17 protein-coding genes are annotated in these 17,411 nt (G+C 70.4%); 8 read left to right on the forward strand and 9 right to left on the reverse strand.

Annotated features, from left to right (window positions below; translation table 11 throughout):
- Position 1: 1 nt before the first annotated feature.
- The gene (locus QH270_RS24090; RefSeq protein ID WP_280346361.1) at positions 2 to 667 is read left to right on the forward strand and encodes an MspA family porin; all 666 of its coding nucleotides are present in this window, start codon (positions 2 to 4) and stop codon (positions 665 to 667) included.
- A gap of 57 nt (positions 668 to 724) precedes the next feature.
- Here QH270_RS24090 and QH270_RS24095 read toward each other — a convergent pair whose 3' ends face one another.
- Positions 725 to 2,296 carry an MFS transporter gene (locus QH270_RS24095; protein ID WP_280346362.1) on the reverse strand — a complete coding sequence of 524 codons (1,572 nt, stop codon included), beginning with the start codon at positions 2,294 to 2,296 and terminating at the stop codon, positions 725 to 727.
- Positions 2,297 to 2,394: 98 nt separating this feature from the next.
- Here QH270_RS24095 and QH270_RS24100 point away from each other — a divergent pair, with 98 nt between their 5' ends.
- Positions 2,395 to 3,549 (forward strand): DUF5925 domain-containing protein, encoded by a 1,155-nt coding sequence (locus QH270_RS24100; RefSeq protein WP_280346363.1) that lies wholly within the window; start codon positions 2,395 to 2,397, stop codon positions 3,547 to 3,549.
- Positions 3,550 to 3,556: 7 nt separating this feature from the next.
- Here QH270_RS24100 and QH270_RS24105 read toward each other — a convergent pair whose 3' ends face one another.
- Together QH270_RS24105 and QH270_RS24110 are read right to left on the reverse strand one after the other, a co-directional pair.
- On the reverse strand, positions 3,557 to 4,861 hold the full coding sequence (locus QH270_RS24105; protein ID WP_432420419.1) for an MFS transporter: 1,305 nt from the start codon (positions 4,859 to 4,861) through the stop codon (positions 3,557 to 3,559).
- A gap of 212 nt (positions 4,862 to 5,073) precedes the next feature.
- The gene (locus QH270_RS24110; protein ID WP_280346364.1) at positions 5,074 to 5,919 is read right to left on the reverse strand and encodes an NAD(P)H-binding protein; all 846 of its coding nucleotides are present in this window, start codon (positions 5,917 to 5,919) and stop codon (positions 5,074 to 5,076) included.
- Positions 5,920 to 6,072: 153 nt separating this feature from the next.
- On the opposite strand from QH270_RS24110, the gene QH270_RS24115 reads away from it, so the two are divergent.
- From QH270_RS24115 to QH270_RS24125, 3 genes are read left to right on the forward strand one after another with little or no spacing between them, the layout of a single operon-like run.
- Entirely contained in the window at positions 6,073 to 7,320 is a 1,248-nt protein-coding gene (locus QH270_RS24115; RefSeq protein ID WP_280346365.1) for a hypothetical protein, read from the forward strand.
- Between the two features lie 9 nt (positions 7,321 to 7,329).
- On the forward strand, positions 7,330 to 8,271 hold the full coding sequence (locus QH270_RS24120; protein ID WP_280346366.1) for an AraC family transcriptional regulator: 942 nt from the start codon (positions 7,330 to 7,332) through the stop codon (positions 8,269 to 8,271).
- A gap of 20 nt (positions 8,272 to 8,291) precedes the next feature.
- Entirely contained in the window at positions 8,292 to 8,684 is a 393-nt protein-coding gene (locus tag QH270_RS24125; RefSeq protein WP_233001681.1) for an acyl-CoA thioesterase, read from the forward strand.
- Here the strand turns inward: QH270_RS24125 and QH270_RS24130 are convergent.
- The 5 genes from QH270_RS24130 to pdhA all read right to left on the reverse strand — a co-directional run bounded on the left by QH270_RS24130 (position 8,681) and on the right by pdhA (position 14,467).
- Positions 8,681 to 9,478 (reverse strand): SDR family oxidoreductase, encoded by a 798-nt coding sequence (locus QH270_RS24130; protein WP_280346367.1) that lies wholly within the window; start codon positions 9,476 to 9,478, stop codon positions 8,681 to 8,683. The genes QH270_RS24125 and QH270_RS24130 overlap by 4 nt on opposite strands.
- A 160-nt stretch (positions 9,479 to 9,638) precedes the next feature.
- Positions 9,639 to 10,997 (reverse strand): uracil-xanthine permease family protein, encoded by a 1,359-nt coding sequence (locus QH270_RS24135; RefSeq protein WP_280346368.1) that lies wholly within the window; start codon positions 10,995 to 10,997, stop codon positions 9,639 to 9,641.
- A gap of 76 nt (positions 10,998 to 11,073) precedes the next feature.
- Entirely contained in the window at positions 11,074 to 12,396 is a 1,323-nt protein-coding gene (locus QH270_RS24140) for a dihydrolipoamide acetyltransferase family protein (RefSeq protein WP_280346369.1), read from the reverse strand.
- Between the two features lie 17 nt (positions 12,397 to 12,413).
- Positions 12,414 to 13,388 carry an alpha-ketoacid dehydrogenase subunit beta gene (locus QH270_RS24145; RefSeq protein WP_280346370.1) on the reverse strand — a complete coding sequence of 325 codons (975 nt, stop codon included), beginning with the start codon at positions 13,386 to 13,388 and terminating at the stop codon, positions 12,414 to 12,416.
- Positions 13,385 to 14,467 (reverse strand): pyruvate dehydrogenase (acetyl-transferring) E1 component subunit alpha, encoded by a 1,083-nt coding sequence (pdhA, locus tag QH270_RS24150; protein WP_280346371.1) that lies wholly within the window; start codon positions 14,465 to 14,467, stop codon positions 13,385 to 13,387. The genes QH270_RS24145 and pdhA overlap by 4 nt, the downstream gene beginning before the upstream one ends.
- Positions 14,468 to 14,637: 170 nt before the next feature.
- Between pdhA and QH270_RS24155 the strand changes: the two genes are divergently transcribed.
- Positions 14,638 to 15,129: an Lrp/AsnC family transcriptional regulator gene (locus tag QH270_RS24155; RefSeq protein WP_110036932.1), complete on the forward strand. Its 492-nt coding sequence runs from the start codon at positions 14,638 to 14,640 to the stop codon at positions 15,127 to 15,129.
- A gap of 98 nt (positions 15,130 to 15,227) precedes the next feature.
- The gene (locus tag QH270_RS24160; RefSeq protein WP_280346372.1) at positions 15,228 to 15,749 is read left to right on the forward strand and encodes a hypothetical protein; all 522 of its coding nucleotides are present in this window, start codon (positions 15,228 to 15,230) and stop codon (positions 15,747 to 15,749) included.
- A gap of 6 nt (positions 15,750 to 15,755) precedes the next feature.
- On the opposite strand, the gene QH270_RS24165 is transcribed toward QH270_RS24160, so the two are convergent.
- The gene (locus tag QH270_RS24165; RefSeq protein WP_280346373.1) at positions 15,756 to 16,961 is read right to left on the reverse strand and encodes a benzoate/H(+) symporter BenE family transporter; all 1,206 of its coding nucleotides are present in this window, start codon (positions 16,959 to 16,961) and stop codon (positions 15,756 to 15,758) included.
- A gap of 293 nt (positions 16,962 to 17,254) precedes the next feature.
- On the opposite strand from QH270_RS24165, the gene QH270_RS24170 reads away from it, so the two are divergent.
- Positions 17,255 to 17,411: rhodanese-like domain-containing protein (locus tag QH270_RS24170; RefSeq protein ID WP_280346375.1), on the forward strand; the 157-nt coding region annotated here is incomplete at its 3' end.

Consider the following 17,411-nt stretch of genomic DNA (forward strand, 5'->3'; position numbering starts at 1 on the left):
GATGACCATTTTCTCGAAGGCGAGCGCCCGGCTGGCCTGTGCCGCCGTCGCCGCGACCGTCGCGCTCGGCTTGTCCGCCACCGGCGCGGCCAACGCCGACACGTTCATTCCGCTGCCCGGCGGCCAGATTACCGAGACGCTGCCCGACGGCACCGCGGTGACCATCCGGCTGACCGACGAATCGGTCACCATCAGCCCGTCGATGGGCGCGACCCCGCTGCACCGCAATGTCTGGGCCTCCGGCCGGGCCGAAGTGCAGGTGCACGGCGAGCACGCGGGCGCCAAGCTCTACCCCGGCTATGTCGTCGGCTGCCAGGTCGACATCAGCGGCGGCGGGTTCAAGGGCGGTGCCAGCGGCGCGGTCAACAACTCGGGCAAGGGCAGCGGCGGGGTGACCTCCGGCGGCAACCTGAGCCTCGGTCCAGGCCAGGCCGCGACCTTCTGGCTGCTCGAGATCGAGGGCGCCGATGCCTACGGCGAGCAGAGCTCGGTCCCCGCGATCAAGTTCAAGGGTCAGGACGGCTCGGTGACCTGGACTGATTCCACCCTCGCGCTCGACGGTTGCGCGGGCTACGCCCAGGCGCGTTCCTTCGTCGCGGTCGAGGTGACCACCAAGACCGGTCGTTCCGAGCTTCGCCTGTGGGGCCAGCCGTTCAGCCTCGGCTGATCACGTGACGTATACGGCCCCGATGGAGCGGACGCGCTCGCGTCGGGGCCGTGGTCGTCAGGCCTCGTCGGAATCGGTGGACGCCGCGTTCGGCGCCGGGATATGCCGCAGGAGCACCATCACCAGCCCGGCCGCGACGGCGGTGAGCCCGATGCCGACCAGTGAATTCACGTGGAGCGCATGGGTATAGGCCTGCCGCGCGACGGTGCTGAGTTCGGCGCCGAGCGCTTCGGGCAGCGCCGCCGCGACCTGCAGGGCCCCGGCGAGGGTGTCCTCGGCGGCGTGCGCGAGCTCGGCGGGCAGCCCCTCGGGGAGCCGCTCGGCCATCTGTCCGCGATAGACCGCGGTGCCGATGCTGCCGATCACCGCGACACCCAGCGCCGCCGAGAGTTCCTGCCCGGTCTCGGAGATCGCGGACGCGGCGCCGGCCCGGTCCGGGTCGACGGCGCCGACGATCAGGTCGAGCCCCAGCACGAACATCGGGCTCAACCCGAGCGAGAACACCACCATGCCGGTGACGATGAGCGCGAGATCGTCGGCACCGGAGAGCTGGGTGAAGATCGCGTACCCGGCCATCGCGATCACCAGGCCGCCGGTCATCAGGTAGGCGGGCCGGATCCGCGGCGCGAGCGCGCTCACCACACCGGCGGCGACCACCATGGCCAGCGCCTGGGGCACCGTCCACAGGCCGGCCTCGAACGCCGAAAGCCCGAGCACCAGTTGCAGATACTGCGAGAGCAGCAGGAAGAGCCCGCCCATCGCCAGCATGGCGACCATCAGCGCGACGAGTGACCCGCTGAACCGCACGTTGCCGAACAGGCGCAGGTCGATGAGCGGATCGGTGAGGCGCTGCTGGCGCAGCACGAACACCGCGCCCAGCACCAGGCCGCCCACCAGCACGGCGACGGCATCGAGCGCCCACCCGTCCTTGGCCAGCTCCTTGATGCCGTAGATGACGGCCATCACCGACACCAGCGAGAGCAGCGCGCTGAGCACATCGAGCTTGCCGGGATTCGGGTCCTTGTATTCGGGGAGCAGGATCGGGCCCGCCACCAGCAGCAGCACCATCGACGGCACCGCGACCAGGAACACCGACCCCCACCAGAAGTTCTCGAGCATGGCGCCACCGACCAGCGGGCCGACCACCATGCCGACCATGAAGCTGGTCATCCACACGCTGATCGCCGTGGTGCGCTGGCGGTCGTCGTGGAACATGTTGCGGATCAACGCCAGCGTCGACGGCATCAGCGTCGCGCCCGCGATGCCGAGCAGGGCGCGGGTGCCGATGAGCGTGGCCGCGCTGGTCGAGTAGGCGGCGACCACGGACGCGACGCCGAAGGCGAGGGCGCCGATCATCAGGAGTTTGCGCCTGCCGATCCGGTCGCCGACGGTGCCCATGGTGATGAGGAAGCCCGCCACCAGGAAGCCGTAGATGTCGAGGATCCACAGCAGCTGCGAACTGCTCGGGTGCAGGGCCTCGCTCAGATGCGGGATGGCCAGGTAGAGGACGCTCATGTCCATCGAGATCAGCAGCGTGGGCAGTGCGAGCACCGCCAGTCCGATCCACTCCCTGAGCCCGGCCTTTCCGGTCGGTTCGGTGGTGGTCGGTTCGGGCTGGGTGGCGGTCACCTCGTGGACGTTACCGACGGGCACCGACAGGTTTCCACAGGTTTTCCCGGGTCACCGGGCGAGAAGTCGCTGGACATTCCGCGGCTGGTGCGGCGAGTATGGGCGCGGTGTCCACACGCAATGAACAGCTCAGGCTCGTCGACCCGCCGCTTCTGCCGCAGGACCGGGATGAGCCGTTTCCGTGGTCGGCGGCGATCGACTCCACCTATTCCACCCGCGACGCGATCGACGCGCTCGCGCTCGCGCCGTTCCTGCGCGGCGACCAGTCCTTCGCCCGCCAGGCCCACCTCGACCGGGTACGCGCCGAGGCCCCGCTGCGTCCCGAGGGATCGCGGATCGTCCGCTCGGTGGCCGACGACGACAGCAGCGCCTTGCTCGCCGCGGGCGACGGGTGGTCGCTGCGGGCCGTGCGCTGGGCGGGCGGTTCGGCCACCGTCGAGGTGACCGCCGTCAGCGACGAACTCGCCGTCGAGGTGCTGGCCGCGGCGACCGCCGATGCCGCACAGCCGCCCGGCGCCGACGCCACCGTGGAGATGGGCTTCTGGCACATGGATGTGCGCAGGCCGCTGCGCAGGCGCCGCCAGATCGTCGCGCCCGCCTGGTCCGAGATCAGGGGCAACTACTCGGCGGCGGTGTCGTCGAGCATGGATCAGCTCATGGCGCTGCGGGTCGCCGACATCAGGGGCAGGCTGGTGCTGCTGCACGGCGAGCCCGGCACCGGCAAGACGACCGCGCTGCGGGCGCTGGCCAGGGCGTGGGCGTCGTGGTGCCAGGTCGACTGCGTCGTCGATCCCGAAGAACTGTTCAGCAATCCCGGCTATCTCATGGAGGTGGCGGCGGGCGCCGACGGCGACGACAACAGCCGCTGGCGGCTGCTGGTGCTGGAGGACTGCGACGAACTGATCAGGGGTGAGGCGAAAGAGGCGGCAGGACAGAAACTCTCGCGCCTGCTCAATCTCACCGACGGCATGCTCGGCCAGGGTCGCAAGGTACTGATCGCGGTGACCACCAACGAGGACCTGTCCCGCCTGCACCCAGCCGTCGTCCGTCCCGGGCGCTGCCTGGCCCAGCTCGAGGTCGGCCGGTTGTCGGCTGTCGAGGCGCAGGATTGGCTGTCCAGAAATGACTGCCCCGCAGGTGATCCGGTTCCGGCCGACGGCGCCACCCTCGCCCAGCTCGTCGCCCGCCGCGACGGCGAGATCCTCATCCAGTCGGTCACTCCCGAAGCCTCGGGTGGCGGGATGTACCTGTGATCCTCGGTCAGGGCCGCCGGGCGACGATGGGTGCGGCCGCGGCGCTGGCCAGCGTGAGGACCAGGGGGACGGCCAGCGCGGCGGTGAGCGGGATGAGCGCGGTCAACCAGCCGATCAGCGCCGGACCGGCGAGCAGGCCGAGATAGCCGATGGTGAACACGCGCGACATGTCGGTCGCGGCCGTGCTGCCGCCGAGATTGCCCGCGGCCGTGAAGATCTGGGGCACACCGCCGGCCAGCCCGAGCCCGCACATGGCCCAGCCGAGCAGGGTCAGCGGCAGCCACGACGAGGCGATCACCACCGCCAGTCCGGCCGCCGCGAGCAAACTGCCGTAGCGCAGGATCGCGACCGGCCCGATCGCCCCGCTCACCCGATCGGCCACGAACCGGCCCAGCGTCATGGTCGCCGAGAACGCCCCGAACGCCAGCGCCGCGTCGCCCTCGGACACCCCGAGATGCTCGCGGGCCTGTAGCGCGCTCCAGTCTCCGGCGACCCCCTCGGCGAGCAGGAGCACGAACGCGATCACCCCGAGCGACAGCACTTTTCGACTCCGGTCGGTGATACCGCCGCGGTGTTCGTGCCCTGCCTCGGTCGCGGGTGATCGGGTTGTGGCGATGCTGTCGCCCCCGTTCTGCGCGGCGGGGCGTTCCGGCGGTGAATCCTCATGCGGGGCAAGGTCGTCCGGTGCCTCCGCGCGGGAGGATTCCGCGTGACGATGATGAGGGACCAGGTGCGGAACGAGCAGGGCGGTGACGACGAGCCCCGCGACCCCCGCGCAGGTCAGGGTGAGCTGCGGCGACCACCCCGCACGCTGGGTGGCGGCGCCGACCAGCGCTCCCGCGAAGCCGCCGCCGGAGAACATGGCGTGGAAGGCCGACATGATCGGTCGCCGGTAGGCCCGTTCGACATGCACGGCCTGGGTATTCATCGAGACGTCGAGCGCGCCGTTGCCGAGCCCGAAGCACGCGAGGGCGATACCGAGGGCGACCGGGCCGGTGGCCAGGCCGGGGCCGATGACGGTCACCGAAACCCCGGTGGCTGCCACCGCGACCAGCGTGGCGGGGGCGCCCCCCGGGGGGGCCCGGCCCCCCCCCCGCCCGCCCCAGGGAGGGGGGGCCCCCGGGGGGGGGGCCGGCGCCCCCGGGGGGCCGCCCCGGCCCCCCGGCGCGGGGCCCCCCCGCCGTGGGGCGGGGGCACCCGCCGCGCGCATCCCGATGATCGCGGCGCCCGCGAGGAGAAGCACGAACATTCCGAGCAGCGACGCTGATACCCCGGTCCGGTCGGTGATGGCGGGAATGTGGACCACCCACATGGCCAGGAGGAACCCGTTGAGGGTGAACGCGCCGAACACCGCGGCCCTGGCCAACCGGAGTTCGCGATCGATCGTCGCTGGGGTCACCGATTCGACGGTACCCGGGCCGACACCGACCGCGCCCGGCATCGCGACCCGATCGAGATCGCCGACGCGCCGCCGCACGGACTTCCCGCGTGGGCGTCCACCCGGGAAGTCCGGTTCGGCCGACGTCACGCCCGGGGAGTCCAGGCGCCGGTGGCGGCGGTCTCCTTCGCGTACTCGGTGAAATCGCGCGGCTCGCGGCCGAGTGCGCGCTGCACGCCGTCGGCGGTGGCGGAGTTGCGGCCGTCGAGGATGGTGCCGAAGAGGTAGTCGAGCAGACTGATCACGTCCTGTGGCACCTGGTATTCGCCCAGCGCCGCAACGAATTCCGCCCGGGACACCGGGATGAACGCGATCTCGCGACCGGTGGCGGCGGCGATCTCGCCGACCGCGTCGGCGAAGGTGAGCGCGCGCGGGCCGGTGAGTTCGTAGAGCTGGCCGCCGTGGCGCGGGTCGGTGAGCGCGGCGGCGGCCACCTCGGCGATGTCGTCGGCGTGCACGAACGGTTCGGGCACCCCACCATTGGGCAGGGCGACCGCGCCGGCCAGGACATCGTCGACGAACGCGCCCTCGCTGAAGTTCTGCGCGAAGAAGCTGCAGCGCACGATGGTCCAGGTCAGTCCCGAATCCCGCACGATCTGTTCGCATTCCAGCGCTTCGGGCTCGCCGCGGCCCGACAGCAGCACCACCGAGCGCACTCCGGCGGCCACGGCGGCCGCGGTGAACGCCCGGATCACATCGGGTGCGCCGGGAACGGCCAGATCCGGTTGGAAGGCGAGGTAGACGGAGTCGACGTCGGTCAGTGCGGGCGCCCACGTGCTCCGGTCGGTCCAGTCGAACGGGACAGGGGCCGTGCGCGAGCCGAGCCGGACCGGATGACCCGCCGCCTCCAGCAGGGCGACGACCCGGCTCCCGGTCTTGCCGGTCGCGCCGGTGATGAGGGAAAGCTGCTGGTGAGAAGTGTTGTTTGGCATGAATCAAGTACACCGGCCCGCGCGTCGCGGCGACATCGTTGTGCCGCTCGCGGCCATACGCCGTCGTCTACCGCCGTGCCTCACCCATGTCGCGGGTTCGCCGTGCTTGGCTGTGGATACCGAGCTCGCCGGGTGACATCGGAGGTGTGTTCCGTGATCGCAGCTGATTCCTATCTCGTTCCCGCCACAGCGGACGACTATCTGTCGGTGCGCGCGCTGACTGTCCGGGGCACCGACGCCCACATCGGCGCCGCCCTCGGCGCGCTCGCTCGCCGTGACTATCACGTCGCGCTCGCGCCCTACGCGTCGCCGGACTACGGCCACGGCCGCCTCACCTATCTCGACCGCAACTATCCGGCCCTGGGCGAGCGGTCCCGCGGTGTCGCCGACGCGTTCGGTGTGTCCTCCACGATGGCCGAACACGACACCACCACGCTCGGTTTCGACGTTCCCACGCGGGCTCCCGGCTGCTCGCTGGTGTGGTTCCCGCCCGCGCTCACCAGCACCGGCAGGCCGATGTTCGGCCGGAACCTGGACTGGTTCATCGGCTCGCTCAGCGCGCAACACGGCCTGGCTCCGAGCCCGGACGAACATCCCTCCTGTTCCCGGACCATCCTGCTGACCACGGCGCCGACGATGGGCACCCCGGTCGCGACGCTCGGCAGCCACGACCTGCTCAATCCCGCGCTCGACGGCGTCAATGCCGCCGGGCTGATGATGGCGGTGCTGGTCGACCACTCCGACCGCGGCAATGTCGGGGCGGGCCTGGCGGGTGGGTTCGCCAGCGGGCTCACCGCCTTGCAGGTGCCCGGCTGCCTCCTCAACGCCGCCACCACGGTCGCGGAGGCCAAGGCGGCCGTGCTGTCGCAGGCGATCTTCTGCGCGGGCGAGACGAACATGCACTGGTTCATCGCCGACGTGCACGGCGCGGCCACGGTGCTCGAGATCGACGGTGACTCGCGGCAATACCGCTTCATCGACGCCGAGCCCGACAAGCCCTTCGTGGTCACCAATCACGCCCTGCACCGCTACCCGACGATCGACTCCTTCCCTCAGGTCCCGGTCGCCGCCGAGCACAATTCGTTCGTCCGGTACCGCGTGCTCACCGAGGCGATCGCGGCGCATCGTGGCCCGTGGGATCCCGCGGACATCACCGCCCTGCTCGACGTCGTGCAGTGCGCCTACGTCGACGACGCGGCCGCCGGCATCGAGGGCACCGTGCCGGAACGCACGCTGTGGCACTACGTGGCCGATCCGGTCGAACGCCGCTATCGGTTCCGGTTCTACCAGCGCGATCTCGACCCGGAGCCGGGCACCAACCATCTGCGGATCCAGCGCACCGATCCGATCGACTGGAGCCTCGGCGCCGCGATCGGGGCGAGGGCGGACGAGCGCGGCTAGGGTGGATGTGTGGATGCGTTGGCCGGATTGCTCGAAGGCCCGCGTGCCCGCGGCGCGTTTCTCATGTGTTCGTTGCTGAACCCGCCGTGGTCGCTGCGGATTCAGGACGAGGCGCCGTTGACGGTGCTCGCGATGATCCGTGGAAAGGCTTGGGTCAGTGCGGATTCCGAGCCGCCGCGGCAGCTGGTGGCCGGTGATGTGGCGGTGTTCCGTGGCCCGCGGCCGTATACGGTCGCCGACGATCCGGCCACCGAACCGCAGATCGTCATCCGGCCCGGGCAGGTCACCACCACGCCCGATGGCGAGATCCTTTGCGAGACACTGAGTCTGGGTGTCCGGCAATGGGGCACCGACCCGGCGGGCGAGACCCTGATGGTCACCGGCACCTACGAGACGGCCGGTGCGGTGAGCAGGCGCCTGCTGCGTGCCCTGCCCCAGGTCGCGGTGCTGCCGCGCGGCGAACTCGACACCCGGCTGCTCGACCTGCTCGTCGACGAGGCCACCAAGGACCTACCTGCCCAGACTGCGGTCCTGGACCGGCTGCTCGACCTGCTGCTCATCGCCGCGCTGCGCTCCTGGTTCGCCCGCGACGACGCCCCCGCCTGGTACCACGCGTACAGCGACCCCCTGATCGGCAAGGCGCTACGCCTGCTCCAGCACAATCCCGCACACCCGTGGACGGTGATCGCGCTGGCCGAGGCGGTCGGTATGTCCAGGGCAGCGCTGGCCCGCCGGTTCACCGACCTGGTCGGCGAACCCCCGATGACCTTCCTGACCGAATGGCGCCTGTCGCTGGCCGCCGACCTGCTCGCCGAATCCGACGCCACCGTCGAGGCCATCGCCCGCCAGGTCGGCTACGGCAGCGCGTTCGCGCTCAGCACCGCCTTCAAACGTCACTTCGGGGTGAGCCCGCGCGACCACCGCCAGGGCACTGCGATGATGTCAGCGTGAACTATCCCGTCCTGTGGCCGATGCCGACCCGGTGGGCCGACAACGACCAGTACGGCCACGTGAACAACGTGACCTACTACTCGTACTTCGACACCGCCGTGAATGCCTGGCTGATGCGCGCCACCGGCACCGATATCACCGCGCTGCCCGCGCTCGGCGTGGTCGCCCAGACCGCCTGCCGGTTCCACGGCTCGGTGAGTTTCCCCGACCAGCTGCAGGTGGGCCTGCGCATCGCCCGGCTGGGGAACTCGAGCATCACCTATGACCTGGCGATCTTCCGCGAGACCGAGGGTGGCCTGGAACTGGCGGCGAACGGCGATTTCGTGCACGTGTACGTCGACGCCGAGACCCGCAAGCCGGTGCCGATTCCCGACGTCGTGCGCACGGCGGCCGCTGAGCTCGTCACCGACTAGCCGCGCAGCATCGCCTGGAACCGGCGCATGCCCGACAGCCAGCGGTCGTAGTCGGCGCCCTTGTGCCGGTACATCTCGAGTACCTCGGGGTGCGGCAGGATCAGGAAGTGCTCGGCGGCCATCGCCGCCACGACGGTGTCGGCGACCTCTTCGGGGGAGAGCACCTTGCCCGCGGTCGTCACGGCCTTGATGGCCAGCGCCGCGGCCTGCGGCGCGTCGGGAATGAGATCGCCGCTGAGCAGGCGGGTGTCCACGCCCATCGGGCACAGGCAGCTCACCCGTACGCCCTGGTCGCCGTAGGTCATCGAGAGCCATTCGGCGAAGCCGACGGCCGCGTGCTTGGTCACCGAGTACGGGGCCGACCCGATCTGGGTCAGCAGGCCCGCCGCCGACGCGGTGGTCACGAAATAGCCGCTGCCGCGTTCGACCCAGCCGGGGACGAGCAGGCGGGCGGCGCGCACGTGCGCCATGACGTTCACGTCGATGGCCGCCGACCACTGGTCCTCGGTGCTGTCGAGGCCGGGTCCGCCGCCGATGCCCGCGTTCGCGAAATACAGGTCCACCGGGCCGTATTCGCGTTCGGCGGTCTCGATCAGGGAGGCGATCACCGCCTCGTCGGCCACGTCACCGCCGACCGCCACCGCGCCCAACTCCCCGGCTACCTTCGCCGCGCTGTCGGCATCCAGATCCGCCACGACCACCCGCGCGCCACCGTCGACGAGCCGACGCGCCAGTGCCGCCCCGATCCCCGCACCCGCGCCGGTGACGATGGCTACTTTGCCCGCAATCTCCATGCCCGCACCCTAACGCGGCAGGCACACGCCCACTCCGAATCCTGGTGCGGGGCTGCCGCGGTGACGGGTCACGCCGCCCCGGCGCGGGCAGAGCGCCGCCCACTGTCGCGGAGCCTCGCCGCGAGGGTGACCCGCCGAACCACGGTTCGGCACCGCCAGGTCAGCCGGGGATCGGCGCGTTCGGAACCGGGGCCGTTGGGGCGATCGAAGCGCGGGCCAGCGTGCCCAGCTTCGTGTGGTTGAAGACCAGATTGAGCAGGAAGGCCGCGCCCGCGCCGAGGGTGACTCCGCTGTCGAGCAGGATCTGCGCCGAGGTCGGGAACTTGGCGAACATGCCGCTGGTCAGCTCCGGCAGCAGGCCGATGCCGATGGCGGTGGCCGCGATGGTGGCGTTCACCCGGTCGCCGAGATCGGCTTGGCGCAGCGTGTTGACCCCGACCACCGCGACGGTCGCGAACAACACCAGCCCGACCCCGCCGACCACCGGCTTCGGGATCGCCGCGATCACCTCGCCGATCCGGGGCACCACGCCGAGCACCACCAGGATCGCCCCGCTCACGGCGGTCACGTACCGGCTGTAGACCCGGGTCGCCGCCACCGCGCCGACGTTCTGGTTGAAGATCGTGTCCACGAAGGCGGTGAACACGCCGCCGAGCACCCCGGACAGGCCGTCGCCGACCAGGCCGCGCGCGAGGTCGCCCTTGCCGATCGGTTTCCCGGTGATCTCGCTGATGGCCAGCATGCTCGCCGTCGACTCGGCGAACACCACGGCCATCACGATGCTCATCGCCACCACGGCGGTCACCGGGAACTGCGGCGCGCCGAAGTGGAACGGCTGGGGAATGCCGATCCAGTCGGCCGTCCCGATGCCGGCGGTCGACACCAGGCCCATCGGCAGCGCGAGCACGATCCCGGCCGCCAGCGCGATCAGCACACCCAGCTGCGACCACACCCCGCGACCGAGGCAGACGAACCCCACCGCGATCAGCACGACCACCGCGGCCAGCCCGATGTTCGACGGCGCCGCGAACCCCGGCGCCTTCGGATCCGTCCCGATGATCAGGCCCCCGGCGACCCCGATCAGCGAGACCCCGACCACCGTCAGCACCGTGCCGGTGACCAGTGGCGGGAAGAACCGGACCACCCTGGCGAACGGCCAGGCCAGCGCGATCCCGACCACGCCGCCGATCAGCATCGACCCGTACACGGCGTCTAGTCCGTATTCCTTGGCGATCAGGATCATCGGGTTGAGCCCGACGAAGGTGGCACCGCAGATGATCGGCAGCCGGGCGCCCGCCAGCTTGCCGACGCCGAGACTCTGGATCAGCGTGATGATCCCGGCCACCAGCAGATCGGCGCTGATCAGCAGCCCGATCGTGGCCCGGTCGAGCCCGGCGGCCGCGCCGAACACCAGCGGCACGGTGATACATCCCGTGTACATGATCAGGACGTGCTGGATGCCGAACGCCAGCTGCCGCGCGAACGGCAGCCGGGTGTCGACGGGATGTGCCTCACTCATGCACCTGTTTGTAGCCCGCCATTTTTACCGCCGATGCCCGTCGTGTTTCGTCGGCGTGACGGCTCGGATATATCGCTCAGACGCGGCTGAGCAGGGTCAACGGGTCCTCCAGGAAGCCCGCGGTGGTGGCGAGGAAGCGGGCGCCGAGTTCGCCGTCGATCATCCGGTGATCGAAGCTGAGCCCCAGCGTGGTCACCCAGCGCACGGCCAGTTCATCGCGGAACACCCACGGCCGCTTGCGGATCGAGCCGAGGCACAGGATCGCGGCCTCACCCGGATTCACCAGCGGGACACCGCTGTCCACGCCGAACACCCCGACATTGGTGATGGTGAATGTGCCGCCGCGCAGGTCGGCGGGAGTCGCGTTGCCCGAGCGGGCGGTCTCGGCGGCATCGCTGATCTCGCGGCACAGCTCGCGCAGGCTCAGCGTCTGCGCCTCCTTGAGATTGGGCACCAGCAACCCGCGCTCGGCGGCGACCGCGATGCCGAGATTCACGTAGTGCCTGGTGACGATCTCCTGGTTCGGCTCGTCCCACGCCGAATTGATGCCCGGATACTCCGCGATCGCGGCCAGGGCCGCCTTGGCGACCAGCGCCAGCGGGGTGAGGGTGAGGCCCTCGAAGGATTTCGTGGTGCGCAGGTGATCGAGCAGTTCCATCGAGGCGGTGCAGTCGACGGTGACGAAGGTACTCGCCTGTGGGATCGTGCGGGCGCTGGCCAGCATCGCGGCGGCGGTGCGCTTGCGGACGCCGCTGACGGGGGTGCGTTCCTCGCGGGCGGTCGGCTCGATCAGGCCGGCGTCGGCGTCGCCGGAGTGACCGTTGGCCGGTGCCGGTACCGCCTCGCCGACCTTGGCGGGGGTGCGCGGCGTCGTCACCGGCACGGCGGTCCGCACGTCCTCGACGGTGACCGCGCCCTCCGGCCCCGACCCGGCGACGAACCACAGATCGATACCGAGTTCCTTGGCCAGTTTGCGCGCCGCCGGCGTCGCCGCCGCGCGATGGGTGCTCGGGGTGCTGGCCGCCATCGCCGCCGAGGGCGTGGGTTTGCGCCTGCGCGAGGTGGATTCGGCCTCGGGGCCGTAGCCGACCAGCACGTCGTTGCGGGTCGCCGTCGGTGGTTCGGTGACCTCGAGGTCGTTGCGCACCCGGATCAGCGGAGCGCCGACCGGCACGGTGTCGCCCGGCTTCGCCAGCAGTTCCACCACCACGCCGGAGAACGGTGACGGCAGCGCCACCACCGCCTTCGCGGTCTCCACCTCGGCGATGGTCTGGTTCAGTTCCACCGTGTCGCCCACCGCGACCGACCAGGACACCAGGTCGCCGTCGGCGAGGCCCTCGCCCAGATCGGGGAGGCGGAACTCGAGAACATGACCGTCGTCGGCGGCTTGTTCCGGCACAGGTGCACCTTTCATCTTCACGCGGCGAGAGTGCGATCGACCGCCGCCAGAATGCGGTCGGGGTCGGGCAGGTGGTGCTTTTCGAGCTTAGCCGGGGGATAGGGGATGTCGTAGCCACCGACGCGCAGCACCGGCGCCTCCAGGTGATAGAAGCAGCGTTCGGTGACGCGGGCCGCGATCTCGGCGCCGAGCCCCGCGAACACCGGCGCCTCGTGCGCGATCACGAGCCTGCCGGTCTTGTCGACCGAGGCGGCGACGGTGTCGACGTCGATCGGCGAGAGACTGCGCAGATCGATCACCTCCAGTGAATGTCCCTCCTCGGCCGCGATCTTCGCCGCCGTCAGCGCGGGCGCGACGGTGCCGCCGTAGGCGACGACGGTGGCGTCGGCGCCGCGCGTGCACACCCTGGCCGAGTGCAGCGGCAGATCCGGTTCGCCCTCGAAATCTACGTCGGCTTTGTCCCAATAGCGACGTTTGGGCTCGAAGAAGATCACCGGATCGTCGAGCGCGATCGCCTGGCGGATCATCGAATACGCGTCGGCGGGCGTGCTGGGCGAGACGACCCGCAGGCCCGCGGTGTGCGCGAAATACACCTCGGGCGATTCCGAGTGGTGTTCCACCGCGCCGATGCCGCCGCCGAAGGGAATGCGAATCGTCAACGGCGCCTTCACCTTCCCGCCGGTGCGGTAGTGGATCTTGGCCACCTGGGAAACGATCTGGTCGAAGGCGGGATAGACGAATCCGTCGAACTGGATCTCCACCACCGGCCGGTACCCGCGCAACGCCATGCCGAAAGCCGTTCCGACGATGCCGGATTCGGCCAGCGGCGTATCGATGACGCGGTTGTCGCCGAAGTCCTTCTGCAGGGTGTCGGTGACCCGGAAGACCCCGCCCAGCCTGCCGATGTCCTCGCCGAGCAGCACGACCTTGCTGTCGTCGTCCATGGCCCGGCGCAGGCCGGTGTTGAGCGCGGCGGCGAAGGTGGTGATCATGACTGCGCTCCTTCGGCGAGGTAGGCCGAGAACTGCCGCGCCTCTTCGGCGATCAGGGGGTGCTCGGTCGCGTAGACGTGGTCGAACATGCTCATCGGGTCGGGATCGGGCATCTGGGTCGTGGCGGTGCGCACCCGGCGGGCGACATCGTCGGCGGTGGCCGCGACGCGGTCGGCGAACTCGGGGTCGAGCAGGCCCTCGCGGTCCAGCAGCAGGCGCACGCGTTCGATGGGGTCGCGGTGTTCCCAGTACTCGGTGTCGGCGGCGGTGCGGTAGCGGGTGGGGTCGTCGGCGGTGGTGTGCGGGCCCATCCGGTAGGTCATCGCCTCGATGAAGGTCGGGCCGCCGCCGGTGCGGGCGCGCTCGATCGCCTGCCGGGTGACGGCGAGGACGGCCAGCACGTCGTTGCCGTCGACCTGCACGCCGGGGATGCCGTAGCCGTCGGCGCGGCGCACCAGCGGTACATGGCTCTGCACGGTCACCGGTTCGCTGATCGCCCACTGGTTGTTCTGGCAGAAGAACACCACCGGCGCGCTCCACGCCGCGGCGAAACCGAGCGCCTCGGCGATATCGCCCTGGCTGGTCGCGCCGTCGCCGAAATAGGTGATGGTGGCCAGGTCGGCGCCGTCGAGGTGGGCCGCGTAGGCGTAGCCGGTGGCGTGCAGGCCCTGGGAGCCGACGACGATATTGGCGTTGGTCATGTTCACCGCGTCGGGGTCCCAGCAGTGGTGGGCGGCGCCGCGCCACAGGGTGGTCAGCTGCTCGGGCGGCACGCCGCGGACATAGGCCACGGCCGTCTCGCGGTAGGAACAGAACACATAGTCGTCGGGGTGCAGGGCGTGCGCTGAGCCCACCTGGGCGGCTTCCTGACCCAGCAGGGGTGGCCACAATCCGAGTTGGCCCTGGCGTTGCAGCGAGGTCGCCTCGACGTCGATCCGGCGGGTCACGACCAGGTCCTGATAGAGCTGCCGCAACCGTTCGGCACCGACATCGGCCACCAGTGCGGCGTGCTCGCGATCGAACACTCGCTTGCCATCGGGCTGGATCAACTGGACCGGGTAGGCCTGTTTCTCCGACATCGAGATCGCCTCCTCTCCACCTGGCCTCGTGGGCCGGTGCGGGTACGACAATCGCTGAGTGCGATGTGTATCACTCAGCATCCACGATAAAGCCGACTGCGCAAGCGACCGACACGGCAGTGCGCAGAATGCATGGTCTGCGGGGGTCGGGCGCTGTCATACTGCGTTGTATGACCAGTCGCGAACCCGACGTGACGCTCGACGCCACCGATGCCAGATTGCTGCGTGAGCTGATCGCCAACCCGCGTGCGACCGGCGTAGAGCTCGCCGCGCGCCTCGGTCTGTCGCGCAACACGGTGCAGGCGCGGCTGGCGCGCTGGGACAGCGGCGGGGTACTCGGCAGTTTCGAGCGCCGGGTCGAGCCGCGCGCCCTCGGCTACCCGCTGGCGGCCTTCGTCGCGGTCGTCGTCGACCAGCATCAGCTCGACGCCGTCGTCGACGAGCTCGCCGACGTCCCCGAGGTCACCGAGGTGTGCGGCATGACCGGCTCCACCGACCTCACCGTCCGCGTCGTCGCCCGCGACGCCGACGACCTCTACCGCATCGCCGGCCAGATCCTCAAGATCCCCGGCGTCGAACGCACCAACATGGCCCTGGTCATGCGCGAACTCGTCGGCCCCCGCACCGCCCCGTTGCTCGACCGCCTCGCCGGCCCGAACTGAGCGTCCACCGGATTGGCGTTGTTGTCGTAGGGGCGCGATACTGTTGTGCGAGAGATGGTCCGGTGGGTCCGGGCCTGGATAAACGGGGTGGGAATTCCATGTTCAAGCGCAGTGTGTTCGTCGTGGCCGTGATCGCGGTGTCCGCGGTGGTCGGTGGGTGTTCGGAGTCGGATCTGTCGAGTGGCGGCACGTCGTCGGCGTCGAGTGTCGCGGTGTCGGCGCCGGTGGTGCCCGAGGTGCCGTCGCTGCCGCTGCTGAACCGGCGGGCCGGCAACGGGGAGGTCGTCCAGCAGGACGGGCTGGTCGGGGCCGGGACGCTGACCATCGACAACGGCAACAGTTCCGATGTCGCCGTGGTGGTGGCGAACGGGAATCCGGCGGCGCCGCAGGCGACCATCTACGTGCAGGGGAACTCCCAGGCCACGCTGAGCGGGATCGACGGGTCGTACTACGTCTATCTCAAGACCGGCACCGACTGGGATCAGGCCACGCTGAGCTTCACCCGTGATCGCCAGTTCCAGAAGTTCGACGACGTCTTCGACGCGGGCTCGGACTGGGAGATCACCCTGAAGCCATCGATCGGCGGAAACGCGAGCACGAGCGACGTTCCCGCGTTCTGATCCGGGTCAGGCACCGCTGGGCAGGAACCGGCGGACCGCCAGGCCGGCGAGCAGTGCCCAGAAGGCGCCGCCGATACCGAGGAAACTCGTTCCGGCCGCGGCCACGAGAAACGTGACCAGGCCGGCCATCCGGTGCTCCGGGTCGCTCAGCGCGCCGGTCAGCGCCGCGGCCAGGGTGGCCAGCAGAGCCAGGCCCGCGACCGTTTCCAGCGTGCCCGCCGGAGCCGCGGCGATCAGGGTGACCAGCGCGGCCGAGGCGAGCCCGAGCACCAGGTAGCTCGCGCCGGCGGTGGCCGCGGCGATCCAGCGTCGCTGCGGGTCGGGACTCGCGCTCGGCGCGGCCGAGAGCGCGGCGCTGATCGCGGCGAGGTTGATCGCGTGGCCACCTGCACCCGCCCCCGCGATGGTGCCGATCCCGGTGACCAGCATCGACGCGCGCCACGGCACCTGGTAATCGAACGAGCGCATCACCGCGACGCCGGGGATGTTCTGCGAGGCCATCGTCACGATGTAGAGCGGGATCGCGATGCCGACGATCGCCTGCCAATGCCACTGCGGCGCGGTCCATTCCACCGTCGGGACCATGGCGGCCAGATCCAAGTGCCGGTCGCGCACCACGATGTCGATGCCGGTGCCGATCGCCGCCACGGCGAAGGCGACCAGCACCGCCCACTTCGGCGCGTAGCGCTGCAACACCAGCCACACCACGATGACCGGCACGACCACGGCCGGGGAGGTCTGCAGGGCCCGCACCGGCGCCAGGCACAGCGGCACGAGCACACCCGCGAGCATCGCCTGCGCGATCGGTACCGGGATAGCCGCGACGAGCGAACCCAGCCGCTGCCACAGTCCCGTGATCACGATCAGCACCCCGGTCACCGCGAACGCGGCGACCGCGCCCGCCCAGCCACCCGCCACCAACCCGGTACTCGCCAGCAGCGCAGCGCCCGGCGTCGACCAGGCCAGCGTGATCGGGATCCGGTAGCGGAAACTCAGCAGCAGGATGCCGATGCCCTGGGTGAAGCACAGGATCATCAGGCCCGACGCCGCCTGCGCCGGGCTCGCCCCCACCGCCCGCAGCCCACTCAGCACCACCGCGAACGAACTGGTGAATCCGACCAGCGCTGTGATCGCCCCCGCCCCGAGCGGCTGGGCGATGCCCGCCCGCTGCTCGGTGACTTCATCGGGTGTGGTGCTGGTGACCTGCGACATTGTGCAGATATTGCCCGTCGAACGGGCGGCTGTCGCCTGCCAGTGGGCCGAAAGTGGCCTGATCGACGTTCGTCCGGACCGGTCCAGTTTGAGGACAGCGCCGACGCCCGTCGCGGGCACGGTGGAGGTTTCCTGGGGCTCCTGGGCCGGCTCGCAGCGGGGAGTTCGGATGGCCATCGGTACTCGGCCGTGGCCGGGCATTCGCTTCCGTGGGCGGGACCGACTGCGTAGGGTGGCGCAATCAGGGGGTCCGTAAGTGTGACGGCGAGTGAGGAGTGGGTGTGGGCGCGGTGGTGATCTCCCCGGACGAACTTCGGGAGGAACTGGCGGACAACAGGATTCATCTGCTCGATGTGCGGTGGGCGCTGGGTGATCCGGACGGTCCGCAGCACTATCTGGACGGGCACATTCCCGGCGCGGTGTTCGTCGACATGGAGACCGAACTGGCCG

This window comes from Nocardia neocaledoniensis, assembly GCF_029868625.1.
GTDB lineage: Bacteria > Actinomycetota > Actinomycetes > Mycobacteriales > Mycobacteriaceae > Nocardia > Nocardia neocaledoniensis_A.

What these genes read in the sequence shown, in the direction of transcription:
- QH270_RS24090 (WP_280346361.1), top strand. Translation starts at nt 2, where the DNA reads ATGACCATTTTCTCGAAGGCGAGCGCCCGGCTGGCCTGTGCCGCCGTC.
- QH270_RS24100 (WP_280346363.1), top strand. Translation starts at nt 2,395, where the DNA reads ATGGGCGCGGTGTCCACACGCAATGAACAGCTCAGGCTCGTCGACCCG.
- QH270_RS24105 (WP_432420419.1), bottom strand. Translation starts at nt 4,861, where the DNA reads ATGTGGGTGGTCCACATTCCCGCCATCACCGACCGGACCGGGGTATCA.
- QH270_RS24110 (WP_280346364.1), bottom strand. Translation starts at nt 5,919, where the DNA reads ATGCCAAACAACACTTCTCACCAGCAGCTTTCCCTCATCACCGGCGCG.
- QH270_RS24125 (WP_233001681.1), top strand. Translation starts at nt 8,292, where the DNA reads ATGCCGACCCGGTGGGCCGACAACGACCAGTACGGCCACGTGAACAAC.
- QH270_RS24130 (WP_280346367.1), bottom strand. Translation starts at nt 9,478, where the DNA reads ATGGAGATTGCGGGCAAAGTAGCCATCGTCACCGGCGCGGGTGCGGGG.
- QH270_RS24135 (WP_280346368.1), bottom strand. Translation starts at nt 10,997, where the DNA reads ATGAGTGAGGCACATCCCGTCGACACCCGGCTGCCGTTCGCGCGGCAG.
- QH270_RS24145 (WP_280346370.1), bottom strand. Translation starts at nt 13,388, where the DNA reads ATGATCACCACCTTCGCCGCCGCGCTCAACACCGGCCTGCGCCGGGCC.
- pdhA (WP_280346371.1), bottom strand. Translation starts at nt 14,467, where the DNA reads ATGTCGGAGAAACAGGCCTACCCGGTCCAGTTGATCCAGCCCGATGGC.
- QH270_RS24155 (WP_110036932.1), top strand. Translation starts at nt 14,638, where the DNA reads ATGACCAGTCGCGAACCCGACGTGACGCTCGACGCCACCGATGCCAGA.
- QH270_RS24160 (WP_280346372.1), top strand. Translation starts at nt 15,228, where the DNA reads ATGTTCAAGCGCAGTGTGTTCGTCGTGGCCGTGATCGCGGTGTCCGCG.
- QH270_RS24165 (WP_280346373.1), bottom strand. Translation starts at nt 16,961, where the DNA reads ATGTCGCAGGTCACCAGCACCACACCCGATGAAGTCACCGAGCAGCGG.